Annotated in this window: 19 protein-coding genes; 5 read left to right on the forward strand and 14 right to left on the reverse strand. The window is 43.7% G+C overall.

Going from position 1 to position 26,368, the window contains the following annotated elements:
• Nucleotides 1-264: 264 nt before the first annotated feature.
• The 3 genes from CW749_RS00220 to CW749_RS00230 form a co-directional block, all read right to left on the reverse strand.
• A complete protein-coding gene (locus tag CW749_RS00220) occupies nucleotides 265-2,178 on the reverse strand; it encodes an ABC transporter substrate-binding protein (protein ID WP_101109873.1) in 1,914 nt (637 codons plus the stop codon).
• 68 nt (nucleotides 2,179-2,246) lie between these two features.
• Nucleotides 2,247-3,986, reverse strand: a complete 1,740-nt coding sequence (locus tag CW749_RS00225) for a DUF2264 domain-containing protein (RefSeq protein ID WP_101109874.1) — start codon at nucleotides 3,984-3,986, stop codon at nucleotides 2,247-2,249.
• Between the two features lie 185 nt (nucleotides 3,987-4,171).
• A complete protein-coding gene (locus CW749_RS00230; protein ID WP_101109875.1) occupies nucleotides 4,172-5,419 on the reverse strand; it encodes an anaerobic sulfatase maturase in 1,248 nt (415 codons plus the stop codon).
• 228 nt (nucleotides 5,420-5,647) lie between these two features.
• On the opposite strand from CW749_RS00230, the gene CW749_RS00235 reads away from it, so the two are divergent.
• Together CW749_RS00235 and CW749_RS00240 are read left to right on the forward strand one after the other, a co-directional pair.
• Nucleotides 5,648-7,153 (forward strand): sulfatase, encoded by a 1,506-nt coding sequence (locus CW749_RS00235; protein ID WP_101110569.1) that lies wholly within the window; start codon nucleotides 5,648-5,650, stop codon nucleotides 7,151-7,153.
• A complete protein-coding gene (locus CW749_RS00240; RefSeq protein ID WP_101109876.1) occupies nucleotides 7,146-8,612 on the forward strand; it encodes an arylsulfatase in 1,467 nt (488 codons plus the stop codon). The genes CW749_RS00235 and CW749_RS00240 overlap by 8 nt, the downstream gene beginning before the upstream one ends.
• 56 nt (nucleotides 8,613-8,668) lie before the next feature.
• Here CW749_RS00240 and CW749_RS00245 read toward each other — a convergent pair whose 3' ends face one another.
• The gene (locus tag CW749_RS00245; RefSeq protein ID WP_101109877.1) at nucleotides 8,669-8,989 is read right to left on the reverse strand and encodes a DOPA 4,5-dioxygenase family protein; all 321 of its coding nucleotides are present in this window, start codon (nucleotides 8,987-8,989) and stop codon (nucleotides 8,669-8,671) included.
• Nucleotides 8,990-9,486: 497 nt separating this feature from the next.
• On the opposite strand from CW749_RS00245, the gene CW749_RS00250 reads away from it, so the two are divergent.
• The 3 genes from CW749_RS00250 to CW749_RS00260 all read left to right on the forward strand — a co-directional run bounded on the left by CW749_RS00250 (nucleotide 9,487) and on the right by CW749_RS00260 (nucleotide 18,271).
• A complete protein-coding gene (locus tag CW749_RS00250) occupies nucleotides 9,487-10,764 on the forward strand; it encodes a dicarboxylate/amino acid:cation symporter (protein ID WP_101109878.1) in 1,278 nt (425 codons plus the stop codon).
• A 908-nt stretch (nucleotides 10,765-11,672) separates the two neighbouring features.
• Complete coding sequence (locus CW749_RS00255; protein ID WP_101109879.1) at nucleotides 11,673-12,509, forward strand: HAD-IIB family hydrolase; 837 nt, start codon at nucleotides 11,673-11,675, stop codon at nucleotides 12,507-12,509.
• Complete coding sequence (locus tag CW749_RS00260; protein WP_101109880.1) at nucleotides 12,506-18,271, forward strand: condensation domain-containing protein; 5,766 nt, start codon at nucleotides 12,506-12,508, stop codon at nucleotides 18,269-18,271. The genes CW749_RS00255 and CW749_RS00260 overlap by 4 nt, the downstream gene beginning before the upstream one ends.
• Before the next feature lie 124 nt (nucleotides 18,272-18,395).
• Here the strand turns inward: CW749_RS00260 and pcp are convergent, their stop codons facing one another.
• Genes pcp through CW749_RS00310 form a run of 10 tightly spaced genes read right to left on the reverse strand, consistent with a single transcriptional unit; the run spans nucleotide 18,396 to nucleotide 26,366 of the window.
• Complete coding sequence (gene pcp / locus CW749_RS00265; RefSeq protein WP_101109881.1) at nucleotides 18,396-19,034, reverse strand: pyroglutamyl-peptidase I; 639 nt, start codon at nucleotides 19,032-19,034, stop codon at nucleotides 18,396-18,398.
• A gap of 8 nt (nucleotides 19,035-19,042) precedes the next feature.
• Nucleotides 19,043-20,344 carry a TadE/TadG family type IV pilus assembly protein gene (locus CW749_RS00270; protein ID WP_101109882.1) on the reverse strand — a complete coding sequence of 434 codons (1,302 nt, stop codon included), beginning with the start codon at nucleotides 20,342-20,344 and terminating at the stop codon, nucleotides 19,043-19,045.
• 54 nt (nucleotides 20,345-20,398) lie between these two features.
• The gene (locus tag CW749_RS00275; RefSeq protein WP_004409274.1) at nucleotides 20,399-21,040 is read right to left on the reverse strand and encodes an OmpA family protein; all 642 of its coding nucleotides are present in this window, start codon (nucleotides 21,038-21,040) and stop codon (nucleotides 20,399-20,401) included.
• Between the two features lie 2 nt (nucleotides 21,041-21,042).
• Nucleotides 21,043-21,420, reverse strand: a complete 378-nt coding sequence (locus CW749_RS00280) for a hypothetical protein (protein ID WP_101109883.1) — start codon at nucleotides 21,418-21,420, stop codon at nucleotides 21,043-21,045.
• A gap of 22 nt (nucleotides 21,421-21,442) precedes the next feature.
• Nucleotides 21,443-21,985 carry a tight adherence pilus pseudopilin TadF gene (gene tadF, locus CW749_RS00285; protein ID WP_101109884.1) on the reverse strand — a complete coding sequence of 181 codons (543 nt, stop codon included), beginning with the start codon at nucleotides 21,983-21,985 and terminating at the stop codon, nucleotides 21,443-21,445.
• Nucleotides 21,966-22,460, reverse strand: coding sequence for a TadE family protein (locus CW749_RS00290; RefSeq protein WP_101109885.1), 495 nt, complete (start codon nucleotides 22,458-22,460; stop codon nucleotides 21,966-21,968). The genes tadF and CW749_RS00290 overlap by 20 nt, the downstream gene beginning before the upstream one ends.
• Nucleotides 22,450-23,292, reverse strand: coding sequence for a tetratricopeptide repeat protein (locus CW749_RS00295; RefSeq protein ID WP_101109886.1), 843 nt, complete (start codon nucleotides 23,290-23,292; stop codon nucleotides 22,450-22,452). The genes CW749_RS00290 and CW749_RS00295 overlap by 11 nt, the downstream gene beginning before the upstream one ends.
• Nucleotides 23,285-24,169 (reverse strand): type II secretion system F family protein, encoded by an 885-nt coding sequence (locus tag CW749_RS00300; RefSeq protein WP_101109887.1) that lies wholly within the window; start codon nucleotides 24,167-24,169, stop codon nucleotides 23,285-23,287. Before CW749_RS00300 ends, CW749_RS00295 begins: the two co-directional genes overlap by 8 nt.
• Entirely contained in the window at nucleotides 24,166-25,086 is a 921-nt protein-coding gene (locus CW749_RS00305; RefSeq protein ID WP_101109888.1) for a type II secretion system F family protein, read from the reverse strand. The genes CW749_RS00300 and CW749_RS00305 overlap by 4 nt, the downstream gene beginning before the upstream one ends.
• Nucleotides 25,083-26,366 (reverse strand): CpaF family protein, encoded by a 1,284-nt coding sequence (locus tag CW749_RS00310; protein ID WP_101110571.1) that lies wholly within the window; start codon nucleotides 26,364-26,366, stop codon nucleotides 25,083-25,085. Before CW749_RS00310 ends, CW749_RS00305 begins: the two co-directional genes overlap by 4 nt.
• Nucleotides 26,367-26,368: the final 2 nt, after the last annotated feature.

The following is a 26,368-nucleotide window of genomic DNA, read 5'->3' on the forward strand; positions in this document are numbered from 1 at the left end:
TTAAATTACTTAATAGACACAATATATTGGGATTTAACGAATCATGAGTCATTTTTCAAATTCACTCAAACGCATATAAATTCGCTCAATTTTAATACAGTAAAAGTCCTGTTATTTTCAAAATACTCAGTGGAACGAGGTTCTAAATTATGAAAGTTCGACGTACGGTTAAAATACCTTTCTAGATTCAGTTTCAAACATAAAAACGAAAGCAGAGCCAAAGGCTCTGCTTTATCTTTAACGTCTTTCAAACTTAAAGTTGTGTTATTGAGCTTTCCATAGTTGGCTCATACGCATTGGACCCGGAGTCGGGAATGTCCAAGATTGAGGCATGTTTTCTGGCACATTTCTCAACTTGTTGTTAACCACAACACCAACGGGAAGAGATTCCACAGTACCAATCACATAGAAGTTCTCTTTGGCGATTTCCATGATTTGGCGCATTAAGGCGACTTGCTCATCTTGTGACGATGTTTTCTCAAGTTGCTTCCACAGAGCGACCTGCTTTTTCACATGCGCTGGTGGTTCAACCGCATTGTCACGACCTTTCGCCCAGTTGTAGTAACCCAGACCCCATGTCGACTCAGGGCTAAATGGAAGGTAGTGGCGCGCTTCATCCAACACACCTACACCGCCGTCACCGATAATTGGGATCATATCGTAGTCGTTTGTTAGGCGCAGGTTGATAACGTGGTTAATCTCCATCACACGGATATCTAAGAACACACCCACGTCTTTCCACTGGTTTTTCACTAATTCGAGTGAATCCGCAAGTACGCCTTTATCGCTGACTTTCGATACCGCTTCAATACGCAGGCGTTTCCCGTTTTCCATCAAGCGATAGCCTTCTTTGTCTCGCTGGGTTAATCCAAGAGAGTCTAAAATGCTATTGGCTTTTTTCTGATCGAATTCGGTGTATTGATACGCCATTTCTTCATCATAGAAAGGCGACATTTCCAAAGGTGCCGCTTGGTAAGGACCGACTGCACCCGAATAAACCGTTTCACTGATTTCATCGCGATCAATGGCGTGAGAAAGCGCAACACGGAAGTCTTTGTTTGCGAACAAAGCACGCTTAACAGGGTCTTTTGCTGTCTGGTTTAGCGCTATCACCATTTCTGAACTCAACGTACTCGGGCGGAATTCATAGGTGTAGCCACTTTTCTTTTCATTGTCGATAAGAAGAGGTCGGTGAGTAGGAGTGCCAATGTGGCGGTATTGGTAATCCGCTTCGCCATTCGCAGCACGCAGAACCATTTCTTCCAAGTCTTCACTGTAACGCCAACGGACGCTGTCTAGGTAAGGCAGCTGGTTACCTTCCGTATCCACTTGCCAGTAATACGGGTTGCGCACGTATTCAGCGAAGCTTGCGTTAGGGCCTGGCGCTGATTTTACTTTCCACGCCGTCAGTACTGGGCGGTCTACGTTGTTGTAGTGCTCAATAAAGTAATGCGCATTACATTTTGTGTTTGAGAATTGTCGCCAAGAATCAAAGCCTGCTGTTTTGGCACTGGCTTCTGCTTTATCGTTAAACGCTGGCATAAACTTGGAACAGTAATGCTTGGGATACGCGGTAAAGCTTTCACTGTCCACTGTTGCAAGGTGGCGTATAAACATACCATTTGGCTGTTTCAGCTTAATTTTCACAGTATGAGGATTAAGGACTTCTGCGCTAGCCGAATCAAACGATGGGAAAATTAACGGGCGGTTACCTGCATGTTTTTCATCACCCAATACATCATTGATGTAAAACGCAACGTCATCGGCTGTGAAAGGATGACCATCCGACCATTTCACCCCTTTACGCAGCGTAATGGTAAATTCGGTGTTTTCTTTGTTCGATGTAAAGCCTGTCGCCAAGTTAGGCACAACTTTCGAATACGTTACATCAAAATTGAATAGGTTGTCGTAGGCGATGGTGCGAATACGGTGCCCGTTATCTACCACTTTGCCAACCAAGTTCAACGTTCCGCCGTACTTGCCCACGGATTCAAATGGTGTGACGACTAGCGGCTCGGTTGGAAGACGCTCCTCCACCGTTGGTAGTTTTCCTTGCTTAACCAGTTTTGCAAGTGCTGGCGCTTCGTTATAGGTTTCTGCGTAAGCCGACATTGATACCGCCGCTGCAACTGCAACCGCCACTTTGCCGAATAGAGGTAAGTTCATTTTGTGTTTCATCAGTCACTCCCTGATGTTTTCTATTTATTAAATTTGTCGTCTTTTCCCGAAGACGCACGCCCCTAAAATCAATTTTCAGGGATGGATGTTGTACGCCCAGCCAAAATAAGCGCTTTGAGGGTGGAGCTGCCTTTTCTTACTTTCCCGGATACAGCGGGAACACTGGCATGGGCGTACAACAAATTGGTGTTTGGAGCACACGGATAAACAGCGGTGTCGCCTTCCCCATGTTCCAAAATAATTTCACTGAACAAGCGTTCGGATTCGATCCTTGCAGGCTTTCGTTCTAAGTGGCTGAACCACGGCGTCCAAATATCAACGGCATGGCCTGTCATCACGTAGTTAAAATCGGATTCGCATTGAATGTTATGCTCACGTGTTTCATTACCCGTTTCATTCAACCACTGAGTCGTGACCACTCGAATGCCTTTAAAAGGCGACCAAACAGACACCAGCTTTTCGCCTTCGCGCCACGCTTCTTCATTCTTAGTTCTAGCGTGCCATGATTGGGTTTCTGGGTGCTGAAAAGCCAGCATGTTGTCGCCTGCAAAACCTTGCGCTATCCACTGTTCACTCTCAACACATAAGCCGTGATCGGAACTGTATGCAAATTTTGAATACTTATCGTAGCAATGTCTTAACTCGCCACTTGGTGGCGCATTCGTCAGCAAATAGCAGCCTCCATCACGCCAAAGAAAATGTTGGTCACATACCCAAGTTGGCTTAAGGCTCTTTTCTAATGGTTGGTTTTCTGCCTGCCAAAATGCGTGATCTTCACTTAATCTGAGCGCTGAAAAGGCCTTGAGCGCCAATAAAGGAGAAACTGGGCTAGTGTAAAACTCACTGGCTAATAAGTTTGGGTAGGCAAAGCCCGATAAAAGTTGCCCATCTTGGCTCCATATCGGTTGCCTAGCCCACCAGCGCATAGAGGAAACCCAATGCGATTTAAGAGAGGACATGGCGATCCCTTTCGGTTCAAACCATGCTAATTCAGACCAAAAGCCTGCTCCGGCAAATCGATAATTTAGTGAGCGCCCGTAACACAGCTGAGCGCCATTTTCACCAAACCAATATTGGTAGCTTTGCGCAAACTCGACCGCTCGATTGACGTATTTCTCGCTTTCGTCTAAGTGGGTATCACGGATCCAACGAGCGTAAACAAGACCATAAAAATGAAATGCAAACGGGTTGTAATAATCCATGACGGCGGCTTCACCATCTTGGTACCAGCCCTGTCCCATATAGTGGCTATCAATAAAGTCCAAATCTTGTTGCAGCTTGTTGCGCTGAATGTCGACGCCTACTCGCTCTAACGCAAACACAATCAGTACTCGAAACCAGCGCCAATTGTTAGGCGGAATATGCAGTTCTTGAACTGGCGTCATCCAATCTATTAATGCTTGCTTTTCAGCATCAGAAAGAGGATCCCAATATGTCTCTGGCGCATCGACAATCGCAACAGCGAATGAACTCATCTCGACAATTTTCTGATCGTAGTTCACTAGGTTTGACCAAGCGTTTTCATTTTCGCCTGAAATACCACTTAATAGAGCAAGCCTTAACGCCTCATTTTCGCGTTTGATTTCATTGTTCGCAGGAACTGCACCCCACATTAATCGGGCAATATGTTCTACTGAAGCCGCTTCATCGTTATAATGTGCCACACAACTTAGTTGTGGGTTACACTCTCTGTTTTCCGCATTCAGAATAGACTGTTTACCGAGCAAAAAATTAACCACATTCAATGCGTTATCTCTGCTAGTAAATGTTGAATCTTCTGGTAGCCATTGTGCTAACTGAATGCCCATGTTCGTCCTCTTACTGCGCTAATTAACGTGCTATGCAGTGGGTGTATCTCATCTTTAAGTCAGATTAAAACCCATCGAAATCCATTTTTAAAACGCTTTTTCATTTTTATGCTATTCAGATCAAAACTACGTTTCATTTTTATATCTGATAGTTGGATAGGTTCACATTTTTGATAGAGGCATCATTAACTGGTTCGCTTATCTGACAACAAAAATCTGACGTAATGAACGGGGCTCCAACCGCGTTTTAAGCATGCCCCCATGGCTTTCAAATAAGGGCGAATATGGGAAAAGAATGCAAAGTAACCTTCACACAATCGATGTTTAGCGGTAATGGACAATTCACCCACTTCATCAATCCGTTGAGCAGGGCATGCGCCATAGCATAAATCTCTTTGGGAGCAGTTCACGCAGTGCAACGCTGTACCTACGGGCTTTCTTTTAGCAAATGATTGTTGGACTGGGGTTTCAATCAAGTCGGGATAATCACGTCGATTCAAATTCCCAAGTTTGAATTCTGGATAGACGAAGTGGTCGCAGCTGTAAACATCCCCATTGTGTTCCATAACCAAGTTTTCACCACATTGAGGGGAATGTACGCAGTTAGTGGACGGCATTCCTAACTCCATTCCGAGTGCGTTATCGAAGTGGCTTACAAACACTCGCCCTAAATCTCGCTTTCGCCAAACTTCAAACACTTCAATCATGAAGCACCCAAATTGTTCAGCACTGACGCTACGATGAGAAATCCCTGTGCCTTTTTCGGCCTCAACCACTGGAATAAATTGAATGAATTGAACACCTAGGCTGGTTATGTGTTCGTATACCCGTTGTGGATGCTGCGCATTGTCACTTTGAACAACGGTGAGTACATTGGTTTCAACACCATATTTAAGAAGGGTTTTTAGCCCGTGAACCACTTGTTTGTATGATCCTTTGCCACTGCGTGTTTTCCTGAAATGGTCATGAAGCACTTCATCGCCATCCAAACTGACGCCTACCAAGAAATCATTTTCTTTTAAAAAGCACGCCCAGCGTTCATCAATAAGCACACCATTCGTTTGTATCGTATTACTGATGATCATCCCTTTACGCGAATGCTTTTTTTGAAACGCGACCGCACGTTCAAAAAACTCAATGCCTCGCATGGTTGGTTCCCCACCTTGCCAGCCGAACACCACTTCTTTGCAACCCAAAGGCTGGCTGTCGATGTAATTTTTGACGTGTGTTTCTAATGCCGTATCCGTCATATCAAAGCGATTTTGACCTGGATAGTATTCCGTTTTGTCTAAATAGAAGCAGTACTCACAGTCGAGATTACACAGCGGTCCGATAGGCTTGCTCAGCACATGAAAAGGTCTGGCTGCTTTAGGTTTGTGTGTTTCTATTCGCAGCGGATGCGGGCTCTTTATGGCTGTGCTCAGTACATTCATTGTTTTCTCTGGCTTGATTAGGCATATGCCCGAAATCAGTTATTCAGCGACTAATTACCTAACAAAATACAATATATTTTTTGAAACGCCTTTTTGATTTATCGATAAATGTGATCTTTGTAAATTTTTAAAACGTCATTTCAAATTATTATCTCAGTACATTTTTGTGCTCGCTGGTTTGTACTGACATGTTTGGGCACCGATTTATTTGTATACCGCGGGGTAATTGTGCGTCGTCCTAATCTACTTTATGTTTTCCCTGATCAATTTCGCCAGATGGCTATGGGGTTTTGGCAACAAGAACCTTTTCGATCATTGTTACCTGGCATGGCTGATCCAGTGCTGACACCCAATATCGATAACTTCGTCAAACAAGCTACCGTAGTCTCCAACGCGGTAAGTAACTGCCCATTGTGCAGCCCACATCGGGGGAGTCTGCTAACGGGCATGTACCCCAACAAAAGTGGCGTACCGCTTAATTGCCACTCTGGCCGGTTAAATTCAGATCTACCTAAAGATGCAGTTTGCTTTACGGATGTGCTTGCACACTCCGGTTATAACGTGGGGTACATTGGCAAGTGGCATTTGGATTTTCCGACAGCGAACGACCCTGAAAACAACGGGCAATTTGTCGACCCTAATAACCCAGCTTGGGACTCTTACACTGAACCGGATAGACGGCATGGCATCGATTATTGGTATGGCTATGGCACGTTCGATGAGCACAAAAACCCGCATTATTACGATAATCAGGGCAAGCGCCATGAACCCAAAGAATGGTCTGCCAAGCATGAAGCCGACAAAGCGATCGCTTATTTGAACAACAACGAAAATCAACGCGACGTGCGGAAACCCTTCGCTTTATTTGTATCAATGAATCCGCCGCACAGTCCCTATTCTTCACTAGAGGATTGTACTAGCGAGGACTTAAACCTATACGCATCAAGCCCTAACGACGCACTACTGGTTCGAGATAACGCCGATTGTAAAATGCCAAAATCCGCTGCTGCCCCTTTTTACTTTGCGAACGTGACAGGTGTAGACCGAGAGTTTGGGCGAATTTTAACAGCGTTAAAAGACAGCGGAGAGTGGGAAAATACGCTCATCGTATTTACTTCTGATCATGGAGAAACGCTCTGCTCACATGGGTTAAACGATGCGAAAAACACGCTCTACAACGAAGCGTTTAATGTGCCCTTTTTGATAAAGCACCCGTTCCAATCAGACACACAAGTCAGTGATCTGTTTTTGAGTAGCCCAGATATTATGCCAACAGTACTGGGGCTTTTAGGGCTTGAAACCAACACGCCAAAATCACTGCATGGTCATAACCTCGCTCCGTACCTTACCCAACAGGAATCTCAACCAGAATCACAGCCCAATCGTCACGCTCTCTACATCAAGAATGTCGATGGAAATACAAACGCAGAAGGCAATGTCACCAGCTACTTCCCCATCGCACGCGGCATAAAAACAGACCGCTACAGCCTCACGTTAACCATTAATCGTAACTACCAATTAGAAGGCATTCTATTTTTTGATAACCGAAACGATCCCTATCAACTTAGCCCCCTTTCGTTTATGTCTGGGGAAACAAGAGAAAAGAAACTGCTCAAAATGCTGGCATTTGAGCTAGAGCGAATTCAAGACCCATGGGCGGAGCTTGTTATTTTGCCAGAACTTCTGAACTACCCGTCCCTTACTTCTAACACTTGCAGGAACAACCATGACTGAGAAAGCCAACCCTAACGTCATTATTATGTACGCCGACGACCTCGGATTTGGCGACATTAGTTGCTACGGCGCAAATGAAATCCCAACCCCCAACCTCGATAAGCTGGCTGAAGAAGGTTTAAAGTTTCATCAAGGTTACGCCACTGCTGCAACATGTACCCCCTCTCGCTACAGTTTACTTACTGGGTCTTACCCATGGCGGAACCCAGACGCGGCCGTTCTCCCCGGAGATGCCCCACAAATCATTGGTAAGCTTGACGATACCATGCCAAGAATGTTCCAAAAGGCGGGCTATCAAACCGGCATCGTTGGGAAATGGCATTTAGGTTTGGGGAATGGAGATTTGAACTTTAACCAGCCGATTGACGGCACGCCAAATGATGTGGGATTTGATGAATCTTACATTATGGCTGCTACCAACGACCGCGTGCCATGTGTGTATATCGATAATCGAGAAGTCGAAAATTTAGACCCTAACGATCCTATCGAAGTCACTTACGATTGGGATAAAGCGTATGAAGGTATTCCAACGGGGAGAGAGAACCCCGAACTTTTGGATGTAATGTACGATCACGGGCACGATGGCACTATTATAAATGGTGTCAGCCGTATCGGGCATATGAAAGGCGGTCAATCTGCCATTTGGAATGACGAAACAATGGGGGAAGTGTTCGCAAATAAAGCCATTTCCTTTATAGAAAAAAACCAAAATGAGCCTTTTTTCTTATTCTATGCCCTACACCAGCCACATGTTCCACGTATTCCAAACCCTAAATTTCGAGGCTCTACCCCACATGGTGTGCGTGGCGATGTAATAGTCGAAATGGATTGGTGCATCGGACAGGTTCTCGATAAATTAGATGAATTGAATTTAAAGGACGACACCATCGTTATCTTCTCTAGCGATAACGGCCCTGTTTTGAATGACGGTTATAAAGATGATGCGGTGAAATTGAACGGTCATCATAAAATGGCGGGGCCTCTGCGAGGCGGGAAATACAGCTTATTTGAAGGGGGGACAAGAGTCCCTTTTATTGTTCGCTGGCCAAATGGCATTGATAAGGGAAATTCAGAGGCACTGATCAACCAAGTCGACTTATACGCAACCTTCGCCGCCCTTACAGGGCAGCCGCTTTCAGAGATGGAAGCCCCAGACAGCCATAACTTACTCGATGCGCTAACAGGCAAAACACAAGAAGGTCGAAACGATATGGTGTTAGAAGGTATGCAATACAAGAAAGTGTACCGAGACAAACAATACGCCTATATTCCCTCGCATGATGACGACTTTGTTTGCCAATACACTGGCAACGAAAAAGGGAATACATCCAAACCACAACTTTACGATTTACATGATGATATAGGGCAACTCAAAAACCTTGCACCTAGCATGCCTGATAAAGTTGATGAGTTAGCGTCAAAGTTGGCGAATATCCTCGAAAAGAGCCGCTCAAGATAGGTCAAAGAAACAGGGCTGTTTAAAGAAACAAGGCAGGCTCGGCAATCGCCGAGCTTCTAATGCGATAGTGTTTCTTCAAAAACACCGAGCTCTCTTCCCAACCATATGGCTCGTTCAGTATGGTCAAGTAAGTGCTCATTACTAACAGGATGAATCAGAACTGGCATATCTCCACGTTCTTTATCAAGCCAATCGATAAATCCATCGCTATCATCTTTAAAATGAATTTCAAACATTGGCATCTTATGAGGACCAACGAGCCTCTCTACCAACTCAAAAACGGCAACCACATCTTGGCGTTCCTTTCTTATTTTCTTACGTAAAGCATCCGCTTTCGCAAGGTTGTTCAAACCAAAATAAACGTGAGCGTGAAACATATGGTTCTCCTAACTACCTATCCAACAACTTAATTACCTAATTAGCTAACTAATTGGTGCTCCGAAAAAAATCACTAAGCGATACATCTAAAGGTCACGGACGCTAGTTTGATTGACCTTACCCATTATGTATACCCATTAACTCCGAAGGATATGTTCAAATTTTTCTAACATGCGTTAAATATATCCAAATATACCTGGGTGACCTCAACCTGATTATTTTAAAACCACTTTATTTCACTTAATTCTAATGCAATAAATCTTTATAAATTATTAGATTCACAGCATGTTTCCACTAAATACATAAATACGTGAATTATAAATTATGGTACAGATATCACTGCATCTCATTTGCATTACGATTTACTCATATGCTATTGGGCTCACACTTTGAGCTCGCCACTGTGAGTAATGGGTTTCTACCCAAATACCCAAGTAATCTCAAAATACTTGGGTATATAACAATATAAAACGACTTTTTAGGACAAGGAATATACATGTCGAATACAACGACAAACAACGGCTCATCAGGATTAAGCCTGTGGAAACAAATTGTGATCGGAATGGTTGCCGGGGTAGCAGTTGGCGCAATTTTTGGGCCAAGTGCTGAAGTTTTAAAACCTATCGGTACTCTATTCATTAATTTGATCAAAATGCTAATCGTGCCACTTGTATTCTGTTCATTGATTGTAGGTATTACATCAATGAAAGACACAAATAAGATGGGTCGAATTGGCGGAAAGGCCGTTATCCTCTATCTCTCGACAACCGCGATTGCAATCTCGATCGGGTTGGCGCTTGCTACCCTTCTTACTCCTGGTGCAGGGATCAATATCACCGCAACCGAGGCGGTAAGTGCGGCAAAAGATTCACCATCATTGGTCCAAACGCTGCTTAACATTATCCCCAAAAACCCAGTCGATGCACTGGCCTCTGGAAATATTCTGCAAATTATTACCTTTGCTATTGGGCTTGGTGTCTCTCTTACTTTGATAGGTGAAAAAGGTGAACCTGCTATTCGAGTATTCGAGAGCTTGGCAGAAGGAATGTATAAGCTTACCTCGTTAGTTATGAAGCTTGCTCCTTTTGGTATTTTTGGTCTTATGGCTTGGGTCGCCGGAAAATATGGATTAGATGTATTGCTGCCATTAGGAAAGGTCATATTGGCTGTTTACATTGGCTGTATTATTCATGTGGTCGTGTTCTACAGTGGCTTGATTACCGTTGTAGGCAGATTGAGCCCTATTCAGTACTTGAAAGGCATTGTTAACCCAGCAACCGTTGCATTCACCACCACGAGCAGCTCTGGTACTTTGCCAGCCACAATTAAATCTGCACAGGAAGAACTTGGCGTTTCAAAGAGCGTATCCAGCTTTGTTTTACCTTTGGGGGCGACAATCAACATGGATGGCACAGCACTCTATCAAGGTGTTTGTGCTTTATTTATCGCTCAGGCGTTTGGTGTCACACTAGAAACCTCCGATTACCTGTTGATCATCTTAACTTCAACTCTGGCGTCTATTGGTACGGCAGGGGTTCCTGGAGCGGGATTGATTATGCTTTCACTCGTACTCACAACTGTAGGGCTGCCGCTTGAAGGCCTCGCTATTGTCGCGGGTATCGACCGTATTCTAGACATGGCACGCACAAGCGTAAACGTGTGTGGCGACCTTATGGTTTCAACGCTTGTTGGCAAAAGCGAAGGCGAGTTAGATGAAAAGGTGTACAACCAAACAGCCAAAGCGGATATGTCTTCAGAAACTTCTCAGGCTTAGCCTTAAAGATACATGTTCAAGCAGCTAGCTTAAGCATAACTACTACGCTTTTAGGTTACTTAACCTATGAAAAATACCAAAAGACACCGAAAAGGTGTCTTTTTTTCGCTTCCTCAATATCATTATGACCTCCCTTCAATCAATTTAATGCCAAATTGAATGTAAGAAAAACATTACGTGCATCTGTTCCAATTTCTTAAAACCCACCATGCATTTCTTTATTTAAGAGATAATATGAGTCTAATATCATAAATTATTATTGGTTTTTCAAAGAAAAAAACAACGCCCGCTTTATTCACAATAAGTTAGCGCATTAATCGACTTTAAAAGCCGAGAGAATGACCGGATAATTAAATTAAAAATCAATGTATTACGTAAAAACATTCATTGTAGGGTGTTGAATTTAAAATTTATGAGCCTTTCAGTGTAGGAAAACATTAAGAGAATGAAATCGAGCTAAATAAGAAATAACTTTCAAGATATAGGTCAAATAATTATAGCTTTATAAGAGCACCATCAAATGCTGAATGCAAGACTGTATAAATAATCTCTCTAATGAAAATAGCTTTAAATACTCATTTATTGGAATTACATGTTCATTATTCCCATTATTGAGCCAAGTTATACAGAGTATCATTTAGGGATTTTTTTCAGCAAAAAATATGATTACTATCTCCTGAAATAAAAAGCACTACGAAATTAAGTGCATAAAAAACCTTATTAAATCAAGTAATTACAAATATTTATTTTGCAGCTCGAATAATTTCCAATTTGGTTCACGAGTTAAATAACAAGCCACGTATTAATTTAATCCTAATTGGGATTACAAAATTATAAGGTCAATGACCACCACCGCTATGCATACATTGCAACTGGCGAAGGATAACTATATCTACAGGTTTATTATTATGATCGTTAACGGCAACACAATTAAAGCGATAGTTACGGATCTAGACGGCACATTACTAGATCCGGCGGGGGAAATTACAGACTATACAAGCTGTATTTTAACTAGGCTTTATGTCAGTGGCATTGAAGTTATATTAACAACGGGGAGGCACCCGAGAAATGTTTTCCAGCAACTAAAGCCTCTTGATTTCTCCCCAACGATATTAGGCTGCAACGGTGCGTTAGAAGCACAAACGAATGAATTGGCTTACGCACAAAACATAACTTTTCCTCATTCGACTTACCAACAACTCTTAAGGTTTCTGTCTGGTCCAAATACTCATGTAAGCGTATTTGATACAGATGGCTGGCACGTCAGCGAAGTCAGTCACAACGTCAGTGCCTATTCTTCAAAGTTCCAATTCCCTTATTTTCTTCACCGACCAAAACATCTTCTTTCTCTAAGAGCAAATAAGCTTCTTGTATCCACCTCTCATGACGCTAAAGAAGTAGAAAGAAAACTTAGAAGCCTTTTCGAAAATGAATGTGAAATTACCCTATCGGCTGATCACTCAATTGAAATCAGCCCGAAATACGTAACAAAAGCCACTGCCGCTGATCGGCATTTATCGTTGAAGGGCATCGACCTAGAAAAAGAAACGATAGCATTTGGTGACGGTATGAGTGACGAATCCATATTAAAAACAGCTGCGCTAGGCATTGTAATGCAAAATGCCATGTCGGATTTACCTCGCCGCCTCCCTAATCCTTTATTTACACAGAGCAACGCAAACGATGGCGTCGCGAAATTTCTCATTAAGTTCTTCAATTTGTCACTTAAAGGGAGCTACGCATGAAATCGATTGCAACACCATACGAGCTGAATGTCTTCATTGAGGCACAGAACGAACGGAGCAACATGCTTTCCAACTCGTTTGTTACATTCGATTTGCATGGCGACGTAGACCAGCAGGCTTTGATTGAATCGATACGTACGGCTTTCCAAGCTCAGAATTTTCATTGCCATTATCAGCTAAAAAATAACAAGCTCTATAAAACTCACATCTCTTCACCAATCAGCATTGAGTTTTATGATTTCACGAATAAACGGGATCCTAATGCTGAATACCGAATCGTATTAGACCACTACTATTTCAACAAAATCGATCCTTGTGAAGGAAGGCTATATAAAGCCTGCGTACTGAAGTTAGCTGATAACTCATTCAAGGTTATCACCATGTGCCACCAAATAGCGTTAGATGGTACAGGTTTTACGCTGTTTCTCGACGTCATTAAGAATGAATATCAAAGGCAAACTAAAACCAATTGTATGGATTGCGATATTGAATTGGATGTTAACTGCCCATGCCAATGCCTTCATTTAGCAGAAGACAAAAAGGACGATGCCTGCAAAATTTGGGAGCAAAAAGTCCTCTCTCGTTCTCTAACGGCTAATTTCCCTGTCTTATCAAGAACGACCAGTCGGCTGACTCAAACCAGTATTCTTTCCCTATCTTCTGGGTTTAGCGACGAAATTAAGGCATTTTGTCGAGAAAACAACTTTACACCTCACTTATTCTTCAAAGCCGTGTACGCCTTGCTTGTTGGTCGATTAGCGGATCAGCACCTCATTGGTGTGACTTCACCTATGGATATGAGAGATAAAGAATCGAGGCAAACTCTCGGTTGCTTTGTTAACACTCGCCTCGATGTTTATGACCTTGAAGAAAACCAATCTTTTGAAGCGTATTTTGATGAGATAAGATCGTTCAACCAAGCAGCTCAGTCCTATAAAGCACTCCCCTACCGAGATCTGATCAACAAGCTGAATGAGTCTTCTGAAACAGAAATAAAAGAACCGACCAACGTAGCCTTCGGCTCGACAATGGGTATCAACGATAATTTTGAACTTTCAGACGGAGTTACTCTCACCTTCAACTACGAGTTATTGGAGCTTAACACGAGTATTCAATTGCTCTTTTGTGATTCCAGCGAGTCTCATTTCAGCTTTCGATTCGACTACGTTAAAGCTCAGTTTGAAAGTGGGATATTTGAAAACTTTTTGCAGCGCTTTGAACACCTGCTCCATCAGGTCATGGCTTCAATGGACAAACCTGTTGGTAGTGCGTCCCTCTTGCTAGAACACGAGCATCAATTCTTCAAACAACAAAACAAAACTGAACAAACTGTTTCTAATGTTTCATTGGCTAAGCACGTACACAGATGGATAGCTGAAACACCAGACAATATCGCGCTTATTGATGATGTTTCCCAACGTAAATACACATACCGAGAACTCCATCAAGGCATTGCCGCATACGTTCGCTATTTTAACCAATTTCGAGCGTCCAACCATTGGGGAAAGCCCGTTGCTATTGACTTGGATAGCTTGTCTGAAACGGTTATTGCTATCGTCGCCACTCAATATGTGGGGCTGCCTTATACATGCCTCGATAGGGAAGAATCGGACGAGCGTAGACGAGTGATTGTCGGGCAGCTGTGTCCAATGACGATTTTAGGTGAACATAGCGTACACCTTGATAGGCACAACAAAACGCAATCGTGGACTTCTCCGATTGAGGACGATTTAGAAGCGGTCAGCCTGCCCTTCCCCGATTCGTTTCCTACGAGCAATATAAGCCAATTTATTTTTACTTCTGGCGCGATAGATTCACCAACCGGTATCGCTCTTTCACATGAAGCTCTGCTCAGCCGTATCATCAATTCAACCACCATACCCATCGGGGAGCGAATTCTTCTCTCTACGAATGAAGCCTTTGATGCCGCCACATTACAACTCTGGACAGCTCTGACTCACGGGAAAACATTGGTGGTATCAGCAAGACGCACAACCCACTACCCCGATAAACTGAAATCCATTATCAACGCTCATAAAATTGATCACCTTTATCTAACAACGGGGTTGATGGAACGGTATATCCAGTCTTGCCCAGACGACCTCTTTCAGGGCATTAGTACACTCGTCTTTAGTGGAGATGCCGTTTCGGTTAATGCCGTTTCCAAAGCTTTGAACACCAATATTCCCAATATCATCAATCTGTACGGACCCGCAGAAACGTCCGTCTACGCTACCGCTTTGATATGCAAGCCTCACCATGCAGAACAACAACGAATTCCGATAGGGAAAGTCTGTGACAATACTTGCGTTTACTTAGTTGATAAAAAAGGCAGATTGGTGCCAAAAGGCGTCACGGGAGAAATTCTCATTGGCGGCAGTGGACTTGCAAACGGGTACTTAGGCGCTCCTCAACTCACCATGTCTCGCTTCATGGTCACGGATATAGAGGAACTGAATGTACGCGGTGTTCGAGTCTACAAAACCGGTGATCACGCCTACTGGGGACAAGATGGCTACCTGTACTTCAGCGGTAGAAAAGATGAAGAAATAAAGTACAAAGAACACCGCTTCAATCTGAATGATATCCAAGCCGCGATGGAGAGAATAGAAGGCATCGCTTCAGCGGTTGCCACTCTACTCCCACAAGAAAACAGAAAGGTATTGGCGGGCTATTACGTTGCTCACTCTCCAATTCCGCCTAGTTCAATCAAAACGCTTCTTGAAAACATACTCCCTACGTATATGCAGCCAGCGTTTTTGGTGCAACTCGACGCTTTGCCACTGACACACAATGGCCAAGTCGATCGAAAGGCTTTACCTATCCCTACTACAGAATTTGATGATGATTTGCGTCACCTTACTAGCATCCAGAGACAGCTTTTGTCGAAGGCATGCTCTGTCTTACAACTGAACTCTTTATCCATAAAGGACGACTTTGTAAGCAGAGGTGGAGATTCAGTCTCTGCTATAACACTATCCGTTGAAATGGAGTCTATCGGCATGAAACTCGACACCATAGATATAATGAAACACACCGTTTTTTCAGAAATGTCAGAACACATAAAGCATGAAGCACCCACACAAATCGTTCGGGGAGAAACAACAGGCTTCATTGACCTATTACCCGCGCAGCAATGGTTTTTTGAACAAAACTTCATGCAGCCAAACCACTACAATGATGCGGTTACACTTTCACTGCCAGCCGACGTTTCTTGTGCTCGTATGGAGCAAGCACTCATACGATTAACAGAACACCATGACATATTCCGAGCTCGATTCAACAAAACGTTCGAAACGGGTAAACAAGAACTCATCGATACGCATGAAGATTTGTTTTCTTTCGCAGAGGAATCGTTCGCTAATTACGAAGAGCTCGACATTTACTTGGCGAGTCTTAATGAAACGTTCGACCTAGAATCCGGTGCAGGCGTTATGTTCAAAGCCGTGCTTTATCGTATTAGAAACGAAAGCACTATCTATCTGTACTTGTGTGCCCATCACCTAATCGTTGACTCAGCCTCTTGGCACGTCATCGCTAGAGATCTTCAAGCACTGTACGATGGAGGCTGTGATACCAAACTGCCCAACTACTCCGGTGCGCAAATTTTCACACAAAGTTTAAATGCTCAGTTAGAACGAATTTGCAAAAATGAAACAGCGTACTGGCTTAAAAGTGACAGCTTCAGCCCCAAATGCCGCCCTAATGTTCAATCTCGTGTTGAAACCATTACGGTGGATGAACGTGTCACGGCACAGCTGTTATCTAATGCAAACACGCCCTACCGAACCAGCCCTCGGGAATTACTCCTCACTGCGCTTTCTAACATACTGATTGAAAGAGGCGAGAATACCGAAGTTCTGATGAGAGGGTGTGGTCGGCAAGAACTCGCGAGCAATGTAAAAGTGGACGATACCATTGGTTGGTTTACCAGTATTTTTCCATTAAAACTGCCCTCAACAAAAACCGATCTCAGCCAGCAAATTAAAAACGTGAAGGAAAGCTTCCGAAGCGTTCCTGAAGAGGGTTCAAACTATCTTCACCTTGCGTATCATCACCCAGACAGTGGAGTTCGTCGTCGCCTACAAAGTCGGTTAAATGCTTCCATAAGTTTCAAATACTTAGGGCAATACAATTCTATATCCGACAATCCAAACAAGTGGAATATGGAGCTCTGTAACCTTGGCTATATGGTTGGAGAGAGAAACAAACCACTTAGAGAGATGGAAGTGGTGTGCTGGATTTTGGAAGGCAAACTCCGCATTCAGTTTGAAGTCACTAGCTTGCAGATCAACCTAACTTCATTGATGTCGAATTTTGCCGATGAAGTCAGAACAATTGTCGCCCACTGTACCGACACAGAAACCCCGAACACATTAACGCCTTCTGATTTAAAAAACGTGACATTAAATCAGCAGCATATTGAAACCATAGAAAGCAAACTGGGGTCTCTCAGTGCTATTTATCCAGCAACGCACGCTCAACGTGCACTTCTTTACTCCAATAGAATCAATCGCGATTTCCAAATTGGTCAGGAATATTTCCAATTATCCGGCACATTAAACACAAGTGCTTTTCAGCAAGCTTGGGATATTGCGCTGAAACGTCATGATATTTTGCGGGCCGTATTTTGTGACTCCTTTGAAAAAGGCAAGCCCTTAGTCATCGTGCCAGAAAACAGCAAGATGCCGATAAAATATGAAGACTGCACTGGTGTTTCTGAAAAAGACAAAGATGCAGAAATGACGCAACATCTCGTGATAGAAAGAAGGCGTGAAATCAGTGAAGTGTCCTCACCTTTGATGCGCTTGTGGCTGGGTAACTTCGGCAGTGATGAACATGCCATGATCTTGACCTATCACCAAGTGCTTTTCGACCAGTGGTCTATGCAGTCATTCCTCGCTGAAGTAATGAGAGACTACGAGTCCTTACTGTTAGGGCGTGAACCCGATGTGACACCATTTAGTTTTGAACCTTTTGTTCATTACATTCACGACTATCAGAACGACAGCAAAGCACGAGCGTTTTGGCGAAACTACCTAAAAGGTGCACCAAAAAATCTGCGCCTACCTCGATCAGCAGATTCGCTGTGTGATAACCCCATTCGCATGCAAAATATCAGCATGCAGCTTACTGATATGGAAAGCGGTCAGATCATCGCAAGGGCACGGGAACATAGTGTCACCACCAACCAATTATGTCAGCTTGGCTGGGCGCACACCCTAAGTAAAGCGACAGGGAAAAAAGACATCGTATTTAATACGACTCTCGCAAAGAGACCATCCAGTATTCTTGATATTGACCGCATGATGGGTGTCTTTTCTGCTACTCCACCACTGCGCATTAATGTTAATGGCGACGTATCAAGAGCGCTGTCGCAGATTGCAGAATCCAGTGCAGAACGATTGGAATATGGTTTTCTTGATTTAAATGAATACGATGAAGAATGGGTGCCCACCACTCGTAGCGGAACGTTGTTTGTTTTTAATAACCAATTGGGGCATGAGATACAACCATTACACCCCAAAACGAAAAACTTAACCTTGGAGCGGTTAGGTACCGTAAGTGGCACAAGCCATCAAATCATCATGTCAGTGACATCGGGGCATGCGATGTCGTTTAACCTCTTCTTTGACTCCACTGAAATCAGTGAAGAAGTGGCGAATCTGATTGCAAATGAGTTTCTCTCATCATTGCTAACACTTTGCGACAACGATTCGCTTGATGTTGGCGCTTTATGCTCAATAGCAAAAGCGTTCTAGCGCTCTATCTAAGCACCATGCTTAGATACACAAAAGCCAGCTGAGAGCAGCTGGCTTTTCTATTTTCTATCAAATGACGGACGCGTTAGCTTCTGCTTGAAAGATTGAAAGGTTCACAGGCCAGCTAGCAAATCGTTCCTTCCGACACTTTAATGTCCCGAGTATTGTCTATGCACACTTGCGCCATATGCGCTAAACCTTCAACAATCGTATCCAAAGGCATGCCGGGCATTTTTAATTCTTCCGCTTGCTCAGGCAGGAGTGGGATATGAACAAAGCCATGGCGGATATTCGACTCAGAAAGGAAGTGCTGAACCCCATAGAAGAGATGATTACAAACGTACGTTCCTGCTGTATTCGATACCTTCGCTGGTACGCCATTTTCATTCAAAACTTGGCATATTGCTTTAATAGGAAGAGTAGAAAAGTACGCATCGGGCCCTTCTGCCACCACGGGTTCGTCTATCGGCTGCAGCCCTTCATTATCTGGAATGCGGAAGTCATCGACGTTAATTGCTACCCTTTCCGGTGTGATGGCATCCCGCCCCGCGGCTTGTCCAACCGTGATAACAATGTCTGGATTATGTGCTTGAATAGCCTGCTTCACCATGTCGACCGATTCGTATCTCACAACAGGAACCGCACAGATAACGATTCGCCCCTCACTGAGTTCCCGCCCCTCCAGTTGCTTAACTGCTTCCAAAGCTGGGTTTATCGAGGCTCCACCAAAGGGTTCAAAGCCTGTGATCAAAACGGTTTTCATAAAGTTCCTTATTTAAGGTGTCCGATTTCCTCTGTAATCAAGTCGAGGATTTTACTCTTTATTTCCGCTTTATTCTCGGCTTTATAGAGATTGTCGGCACCAACACACTCTTTAAGGGCTCGGTTTTTCTCAGCATCGTACGCAAAACCAATGGCGGCTATTTTTGCTTTAATCTTTCTACCGTCCTTTGTTTTTCCTTTAGAAAGCTCTTTTCGGATGGTATTACAGTAACCTAAATCAACCAGCTTCTGATGAACCGCCGCGTTGCTGATATTGGCTATGTTGGAATCAGCACCATCTGAAAGGACAATGATTAAACGCCTAGCATTTTTGCCCTCTTTCAATAATTGCGCACCCCGAATAATGGCTTGATAAGAAGCGGTCCCCCAATAGGCAACAAAACCACTTAACTTAGAATTAAAATCTTTGAAATCCTTTGTCAGCTTAACTTCTTTATCACGCGCCCAATTCGGCTGGTGAACACAATTCGAACTGCCTTTCTCGACAAAAATTTGTTTGGCTGTTTTCGAATAGTTGATTTCATTCGGTCTTAAGCTTGCCCAAGAATAGTGTTTGCTTTTTCTAACAAGCTGACTCATTTCGCAATATCGATTAGTTCCGCGAATTTTGGCTTTAATGGCAGATCTAAAAGGGATAATGCCAACCGTGTTCACATACTTCCGGTTGTTTTTATCATTGTAATCTTTGAGCTTTTGATTCACCTCTACAATGATGTCTTTCAAATCTTCCACTTTTGATTTATTACCGCCGCTCCAACCTCTGTTCATTGAATCCGAGAAATCCGCTGCATAAATAATGTCTACGGCGTCCCCTTCAAACTTTTGTGATGTAGCAGCGCTGCTCACGGTGACTTTGCCATCAAACCCACTTGCGGGATCGCCACTTGTGAAGAAAGTGGCATGATCATAATCCGCTCTCACATTAAATTGGATGTACCTCTGTTCGCCTTTTTTTATTCCTGCTTTGCACTCTGGAATTTGCTCGCATTCCAAACGCGTGATCCTGAGGTTTTTAACTTTGGTGCTATCCCCCATGTATGCGCCAATATAATCGGTAGCGATCTTGCGATTAACAACACTCCCACTTCCGGCTCCTGCACTGTCTTTATTACTTGCGTCTTTTGCACTCAATGCCAAAGCAGCCACTTCCGTCGCGTTATCAATTCGCGCTTTGGCTTGCAAAGCATAAGCGCCGTCTGTCGCAAGCACAAACAGCCCAAAAAGAGCAGGAAGGGCAATCGCAAATAAAATAGCCGCGTGACCGCGCTGTTGTTGTAATGATGAACGCATAACTGACTCGTATTGATTGGAGTGATGTATGGGGCGATTTACAGATGAAAGCAATTATTGCTTAATTTCGACACGTCGATTCAACGCTCTGCCATTGTCAGATTGGTTGCTTTGAACAGGCTTAGTTTCGCCTTTAGACGTCAAGGTTAACAAAGACTTATCAACACCTTGGTTTTCGAGGTACTCTGCAACGGTTTCAGAACGTTTCAAACCTAATGTCATGTTGTAGCTTTCACCGCCTATGTTGTCGGTGTGTCCTTCTACGACCAAGTTACCTTGGCTTGTTGAGATCTGTTTGGCGATGGTATTCAGAATATAGCGCGACTTTTGCGTCAATTTAGACTGATCAAAACCAAAGAATACCCGAGCAATTACCTGAGATTCATTCACGAATTGCAATGTACTATTGGTCAGCAAATATTCACTGCACTCTTTATCAATGCCGCTAGACACAATTTGTTGGGTAATAAATGCTTGAGTCGCAGGCTCTTGGTCTAGCTGTTCTATTTGATAGAAAGGCCCCTGATTGATCGCTACCCGCGTTCCCTGCCCAACTTCAATCTTTTTCTCGTACTCAATGTTCTCTCCACCACAGTAGAAATTTAACGCGTGAGTTTCACGTTCAGTTGCATTCGCAGCTAGGGACGAAATGGACAAAATGGTCGCGGCAAAGATAGGCGTAAGAAGTTGTGTCATGATTATTTTTCCTTGGTATTGCTATCGATCTTTTTCAGCAACTTGGCCGCAAAATCTTCGAGCTTAGAATGAGAGTTAAAAGTGTGCTGAGTTTCGATCACTTCTGGAATCCGGCGCGGAAGATACGTCGCCATATAGACACCATCACGATCATGGATGTAATCAAATTCACCCGTAAATGTTTGCTGACTGTCCGAAATATCAACAATAACAATCTCTTTTGTCTCCAAATCTTCTTGAAGAAATAAAGAGTTAAGATTTTCCACCCAGTTTTTTTGAGTATCATTGCTTCCGTCTATAAAGATGTAGGTTTCGGAAGAGTATGCGTTTGTTGTGGCCAACAGAGTGAGCAAGCCAGCACAGAGAAAATGAGTTTTCATTCACTGTTTCCAATATTGAGGTTTAACGACCCAGCATGACGGAAGACGAACTCACCGTAGTAAAACTGTCGCCAATAATCGAACCAAACCAATTGTCCGTTTCGTAACATAGGGTAATGCGATACAACGTCGCCTGACGTTCCCACGAGGTGACGACAGACAAATGAGAGAGTTCACTAAGTGGTTGCGCGACGTTACAAACCTGCCCACCGATGGCATATCTTTTTAATGGGTTCGGTTTCTTAATGCCTTTAAAAGTCAGCTCTTCTATTAGCGCCCCAAATTGGTTTTCATTGAAATTTCCCATGGTGCGACTCAAGGAATTTCGACCAATAGTGACAATGGCACTCGCTTCAGAACGGGTGATTTTGTAGTTGTTTCCGTATAGCTGCGTACGCTCTTTCAAGACGTTTACCAAGGAGTAAGAAAGCCTATCGAGCTTCCCTTTTGCCGATATCTTTAAAATCACATCAGCACTAAACACCAATAACAAAGAAACAAAAGCACCAACAATGGCAAACTCCACAGAAAAGTTACCTTTCTGTCTAAATTTTAAATTTGTCACGTTCGTATTCCTGAATAACAATGACTTCCCGACGAAACAGCGAGCTATTGTCCATAAACAAAGTGAAGATTGGCGAGAATTCATAATCCAATCGATACACGGCAATGGCACTGTTGTTCTCTTTCCCGCACGTAGCCAGTGGGGTGTTTTTGGGGATCTTACAAGGGGTTTTATGACGCTCTAAATCACTAACGGATGCCAAATACTGAACAGACATTCGCAACTTGGATTGGTCGATCACTTTTCCCCACACACTGCCGCTTTTATTGATGACATTCTGGAAAACTTTATCGTAGCTCTGTTCGCTCTTTTTGGATTCTCTCGCGGCTTCCGAAATCGTGATATCAGTGACAGCAGAAACAAAGGACATGTAACTCACCTCCACCCAGAACATGCACATCATCCAAAACGCCATGAAACCAAGAGCAAACTCGATAGACGCAACGCCTCGTATTCGCTTCTTGCTACCCTTCATGACTTATTTCACTCGTCTTGGTATGGCTCATCTTGGAATCAATCACCTTGGCATCGTTCACCTTGACGTCATCCGCCTTAAATTCTCCGATAGCCTTGCTGTCTTTTAGCGCACGGTAGCGCTCGAATATTTCTTGATCCGATAGCTCGCCCTTCGACATATCCTTGATGTAAGAAACGTTGCCAATCTTTGCCATGGCTAACGTTAAGTTGGCTTCTATCTGTTTGTCCGCTTTGCCTTTTAAATAGATAGGCAATAGCAGTTGCACCGCTTTTTGGTAATGACCTTCAACGATGTTTAAAACAGCCAGATTGTTCTTAATTTTGATGTCGTCGTACAAGTTGGTCCTTGCAGACGTAAAATACTGCCTTGCTTCTTCCAAATCAGAATTTGCCGCGCAAATCATGCCCAACAAGTTCTCTATTTCAGCGTTGTTAGGCTTCAACTCATAAGCTTTTAATGCCTGAGTTTTTGCTTTACGAAACTGACCGAGGGAATAGAGGCTTTTCGCTTCGATAAGAAGAGGTTCTGCATGGGCTTCTTGCCCCATGTTTAGCGGCGAAACAAAGAAAAGTGCCGATTCCGGATCACCAGAATTTAAGTAAGCCAGCGCTAATTTCATGCGCGTTTGACGGTTTTCACTCTTGGAAAGTTGCGCTTTATAGTACTCCACCAATTTTTCATGGTTTCCCGACTGTATAAGCAGCGTTTCTTCTTCAATCAGTGACGTTGGCTCGGGCTGGGTAGCACATCCAGACAACACGGAAATAGCCAATAGACACACCGTTACACGGCTATGGTGGCAAACACGAGCAAAGGATTTTTTAAACATTGGACATCATCCTCATCACACCAGGTGCGGCAATCAGAATTACCACTGGCATCATAATAAATAGGATTAGGGGAACCGACATTTTGGCGGCAAGCTTGCCGATTTTTTCTTCCATCGAAAGCATGGTGACATCGCGGATATCGGCCGCTAATGTCGTGAGAACACCGTAGATAGATGTACCGTAATGCAGGCTTTGCTTTAACGTCATGGTAAAGCTGCGCATTTCGTTGGTCGGTACTTGGTCGTACAGCTCATCGAGCGCTTTATCTAAGCCAACAATGCGTGAACGGTCATTGGTGTTTTTCAGCAACTGGGCTAAGTCTTTATCGAAGCCAGACATTTCTTTCGATAAGTACGTCATGGCGGCTTCAATCGTCATACCGGTTTGAACGCAAACGGCTAACAAATCAAGTAAGTAAGGGAGTTGACTCGACAATTTCCCTCTTAGCGCTTTCATTCTGGAATTGAGATACGCATCTGGTGCGATCAAACAAAATACAACCCATACCCCTATGGCGATAAAGCCTGAATTTTGTTCCCAACCTAGATGCCTCGATAGGAAATAAAAACCAGCAGCCCCACCAATTAATAGGGTAAATTTGGCTGGAATATAGAGGTTTGCGTATTTGAAATGATAAAAACCTGCCGCATAAAATTTGTCGGCAACATCGTTATCGCTTTTAGAAAAAAGAGATTCGACCTTGTCTAATAGCTCTACAAATAACGGCTTCTTCGCTAAAGGTTCGTCAATGGTCGTAAAGTGTTTCATTCGCTTGGATTTATCGAAATGGCTATATAGGGCGTAAGCAGAAAACGCCAAACCAAACACAATCAAAGAGAGAAACAGAAAAAGCTCAAGCTGAGAATTCAACATCATTTCACCGCCTTCATGAGCATCCAAACAATGGTGATCCCAATAAATTCGCTACCCAGTACGTAATAGAGAATGGGGCGTCCCTCTGGGTTGAACATGACAAACTCGTAGTTTTCAGGGTTCATGTACTTGAGCATCAAAATGAAGATAAATGGAATTGCTGCAACAATTTTGGCGGACGTTCGTGCCTCGGATGTCAGGGCAAACTTCTTCTTTTCAATTGCTCGCGCATCGAACATCAGCCGGTTGAGGCGCATAATGATGTCTTTTAATTGACCACCACGTTGCATGTTGGCACGCAAGGTAATAACGAAGAAGTAGAACGACGGATACGGAAAACGGTTACACGACTTGGCAAAAACCGTGTCTGGCGATTCTCCAAGCTGTAGCCTCTCCCCCATCACTTTGAACTCTCTGCCCACTTCCCCTTCTAAGTTCTTACCCACAAAAGAGATGGCGTGCATGATACTTTCACCCGCACTAACCGCACTGGCTAACATGTTGAGTGCGTCAGGGAAAGAATCTTCAAACTGGTTCCGCTCTCTCTTTTGCAGCCAATGGAGACCAAACGCAATCCCTACCACTTCAACAACGGCAATCACAATCAATTGATTGCCACGAACAAAGTTTTGATTGAAATACAAACCGGCCAGAACCAATACGATACAAAAGCATATCGCTTTAATTTCAGGTAAGGCACCAAGCTGCCTACGCGTTGTTTTTACGTAGCGGCGAAGCTTTTCTGAGATGGATTCGTTGGTTAATGAATTTAGGTTGACCGCCTGCTTATCACCATCCATGGAAGAGACCAAAATGGTTTGGTTTAATTCTTCCAAATATGGATTGGATTTAGACGTTTGGTTACGATTGAGCAGGATAATACATACCCCACCAACCAAAAGCGTTATCCAATAGATCATGACTGTTGCCCTAGTTGAAAGGCTTCGTTCAGTTGGCTTTCTAGGCCAAAAAATCGCGCCTTTTCCACCAAAACAGAACGTTGCATCAAGCCAGCAGTGATGAAATTGCCTTTGATTTTCCCATCGTCGGCATGTTCACCAGCGGCTTGAAAGCGAAAAATTTCTTCGAGAACAACACTGCTGCCTTCCAAACCAACAACTTCGGAAATGCTCATCACTTTACGGCTTCCGTCGTGTAATCGGCTGATTTGGATAACCAAATCTACGGCACTGACAATGGTGCGACGGATAGCTTCCAGTGGCAGGTTGTTGGTTGCCATCATCACCATAGCTTCAACACGAGCAAGGGCATCGCGTGGGGTGTTGGCGTGTAACGTGGACATGGAACCGTCGTGCCCTGTATTCATCGCTTGAAGCATTTCAAACGCTTCACCACCACGACACTCACCCACGATGATTCTATCGGGGCGCATACGTAAAGAGTTAATCACCAACCCTCGCTGATCAATCTCCCCTGTTCCTTCAATACCGGCTTTTCGCGTTTCGAGCCTGACTACGTGCGGCTGCATCATTTTAAGTTCAGCCGCATCCTCGATGGTTACGATGCGCTCTTTCTCAGAAATAAACTGAGACAGCGCATTCAGCATGGTAGTTTTACCCGAACCCGTACCACCAGAAATCAAAATGTTGAGTCGGCAACGCGAAGCAATCATCAGAAGCTTTGCCATTTCTGCGCTCATTGCACCAAAGCCAGCAAGTTGTTCTAAGCCAATGCTCTGTTTCTTAAATTTACGAATGGAAATCGACGTGCCGTCAATAGCGATAGGTGGAATAACAATATTGACTCGGCTTCCGTCTTCCAATCGCGCATCACACGTCGGAGAAGAATCGTCCACTCGGCGACCCACGCGTGACGCAATACGCTTGGCGATATTAAGCAACTGGGTTTCATCGATAAACGTGACTGGCGATTTTTCTACAAGCCCACCTCGTTCAATAAACACGTCTTTGTGGCCATTGATCATGATGTCACTGATGGATTCGTCATCCATAAGCGTTTGCAATGGTCCTAACCCGTGCAATTCATCAACTAGGCTTTTCACAAACTCTTCGCGAACAATAGTCGCAACCGATAGGTTCTGACGTTCGATCAGTACATCTATGGCGTTCGCTAATTGTTTGCTGAGTTGGCTTTTCGTTAATGTGGTCACCGCTTCGGCTTCTAACGCTTCAAAGATCTGCTCACGAATAGCGATATATATGGATCTGGATTGGTCTATCA

The organism is Vibrio sp. vnigr-6D03 (genome assembly GCF_002835515.1).
In the GTDB taxonomy this organism is placed as follows: domain Bacteria; phylum Pseudomonadota; class Gammaproteobacteria; order Enterobacterales; family Vibrionaceae; genus Vibrio; species Vibrio penaeicida.

Bases quoted from the DNA above. Each gene is read 5' to 3' on its own strand.
- CW749_RS00270 (WP_101109882.1), bottom strand. From the start codon at position 20,344: ATGCGTTCATCATTACAACAACAGCGCGGTCACGCGGCTATTTTATTT.
- CW749_RS00275 (WP_004409274.1), bottom strand. From the start codon at position 21,040: ATGACACAACTTCTTACGCCTATCTTTGCCGCGACCATTTTGTCCATT.
- CW749_RS00295 (WP_101109886.1), bottom strand. From the start codon at position 23,292: ATGTTTAAAAAATCCTTTGCTCGTGTTTGCCACCATAGCCGTGTAACG.
- CW749_RS00230 (WP_101109875.1), bottom strand. From the start codon at position 5,419: ATGAATGTACTGAGCACAGCCATAAAGAGCCCGCATCCGCTGCGAATA.
- CW749_RS00255 (WP_101109879.1), top strand. From the start codon at position 11,673: ATGATCGTTAACGGCAACACAATTAAAGCGATAGTTACGGATCTAGAC.
- CW749_RS00280 (WP_101109883.1), bottom strand. From the start codon at position 21,420: ATGAAAACTCATTTTCTCTGTGCTGGCTTGCTCACTCTGTTGGCCACA.
- CW749_RS00240 (WP_101109876.1), top strand. From the start codon at position 7,146: ATGACTGAGAAAGCCAACCCTAACGTCATTATTATGTACGCCGACGAC.
- CW749_RS00260 (WP_101109880.1), top strand. From the start codon at position 12,506: ATGAAATCGATTGCAACACCATACGAGCTGAATGTCTTCATTGAGGCA.
- CW749_RS00220 (WP_101109873.1), bottom strand. From the start codon at position 2,178: ATGAAACACAAAATGAACTTACCTCTATTCGGCAAAGTGGCGGTTGCA.
- CW749_RS00225 (WP_101109874.1), bottom strand. From the start codon at position 3,986: ATGGGCATTCAGTTAGCACAATGGCTACCAGAAGATTCAACATTTACT.
- pcp (WP_101109881.1), bottom strand. From the start codon at position 19,034: ATGAAAACCGTTTTGATCACAGGCTTTGAACCCTTTGGTGGAGCCTCG.
- CW749_RS00250 (WP_101109878.1), top strand. From the start codon at position 9,487: ATGTCGAATACAACGACAAACAACGGCTCATCAGGATTAAGCCTGTGG.
- CW749_RS00305 (WP_101109888.1), bottom strand. From the start codon at position 25,086: ATGATCTATTGGATAACGCTTTTGGTTGGTGGGGTATGTATTATCCTG.
- CW749_RS00245 (WP_101109877.1), bottom strand. From the start codon at position 8,989: ATGTTTCACGCTCACGTTTATTTTGGTTTGAACAACCTTGCGAAAGCG.
- CW749_RS00290 (WP_101109885.1), bottom strand. From the start codon at position 22,460: ATGAAGGGTAGCAAGAAGCGAATACGAGGCGTTGCGTCTATCGAGTTT.
- CW749_RS00300 (WP_101109887.1), bottom strand. From the start codon at position 24,169: ATGATGTTGAATTCTCAGCTTGAGCTTTTTCTGTTTCTCTCTTTGATT.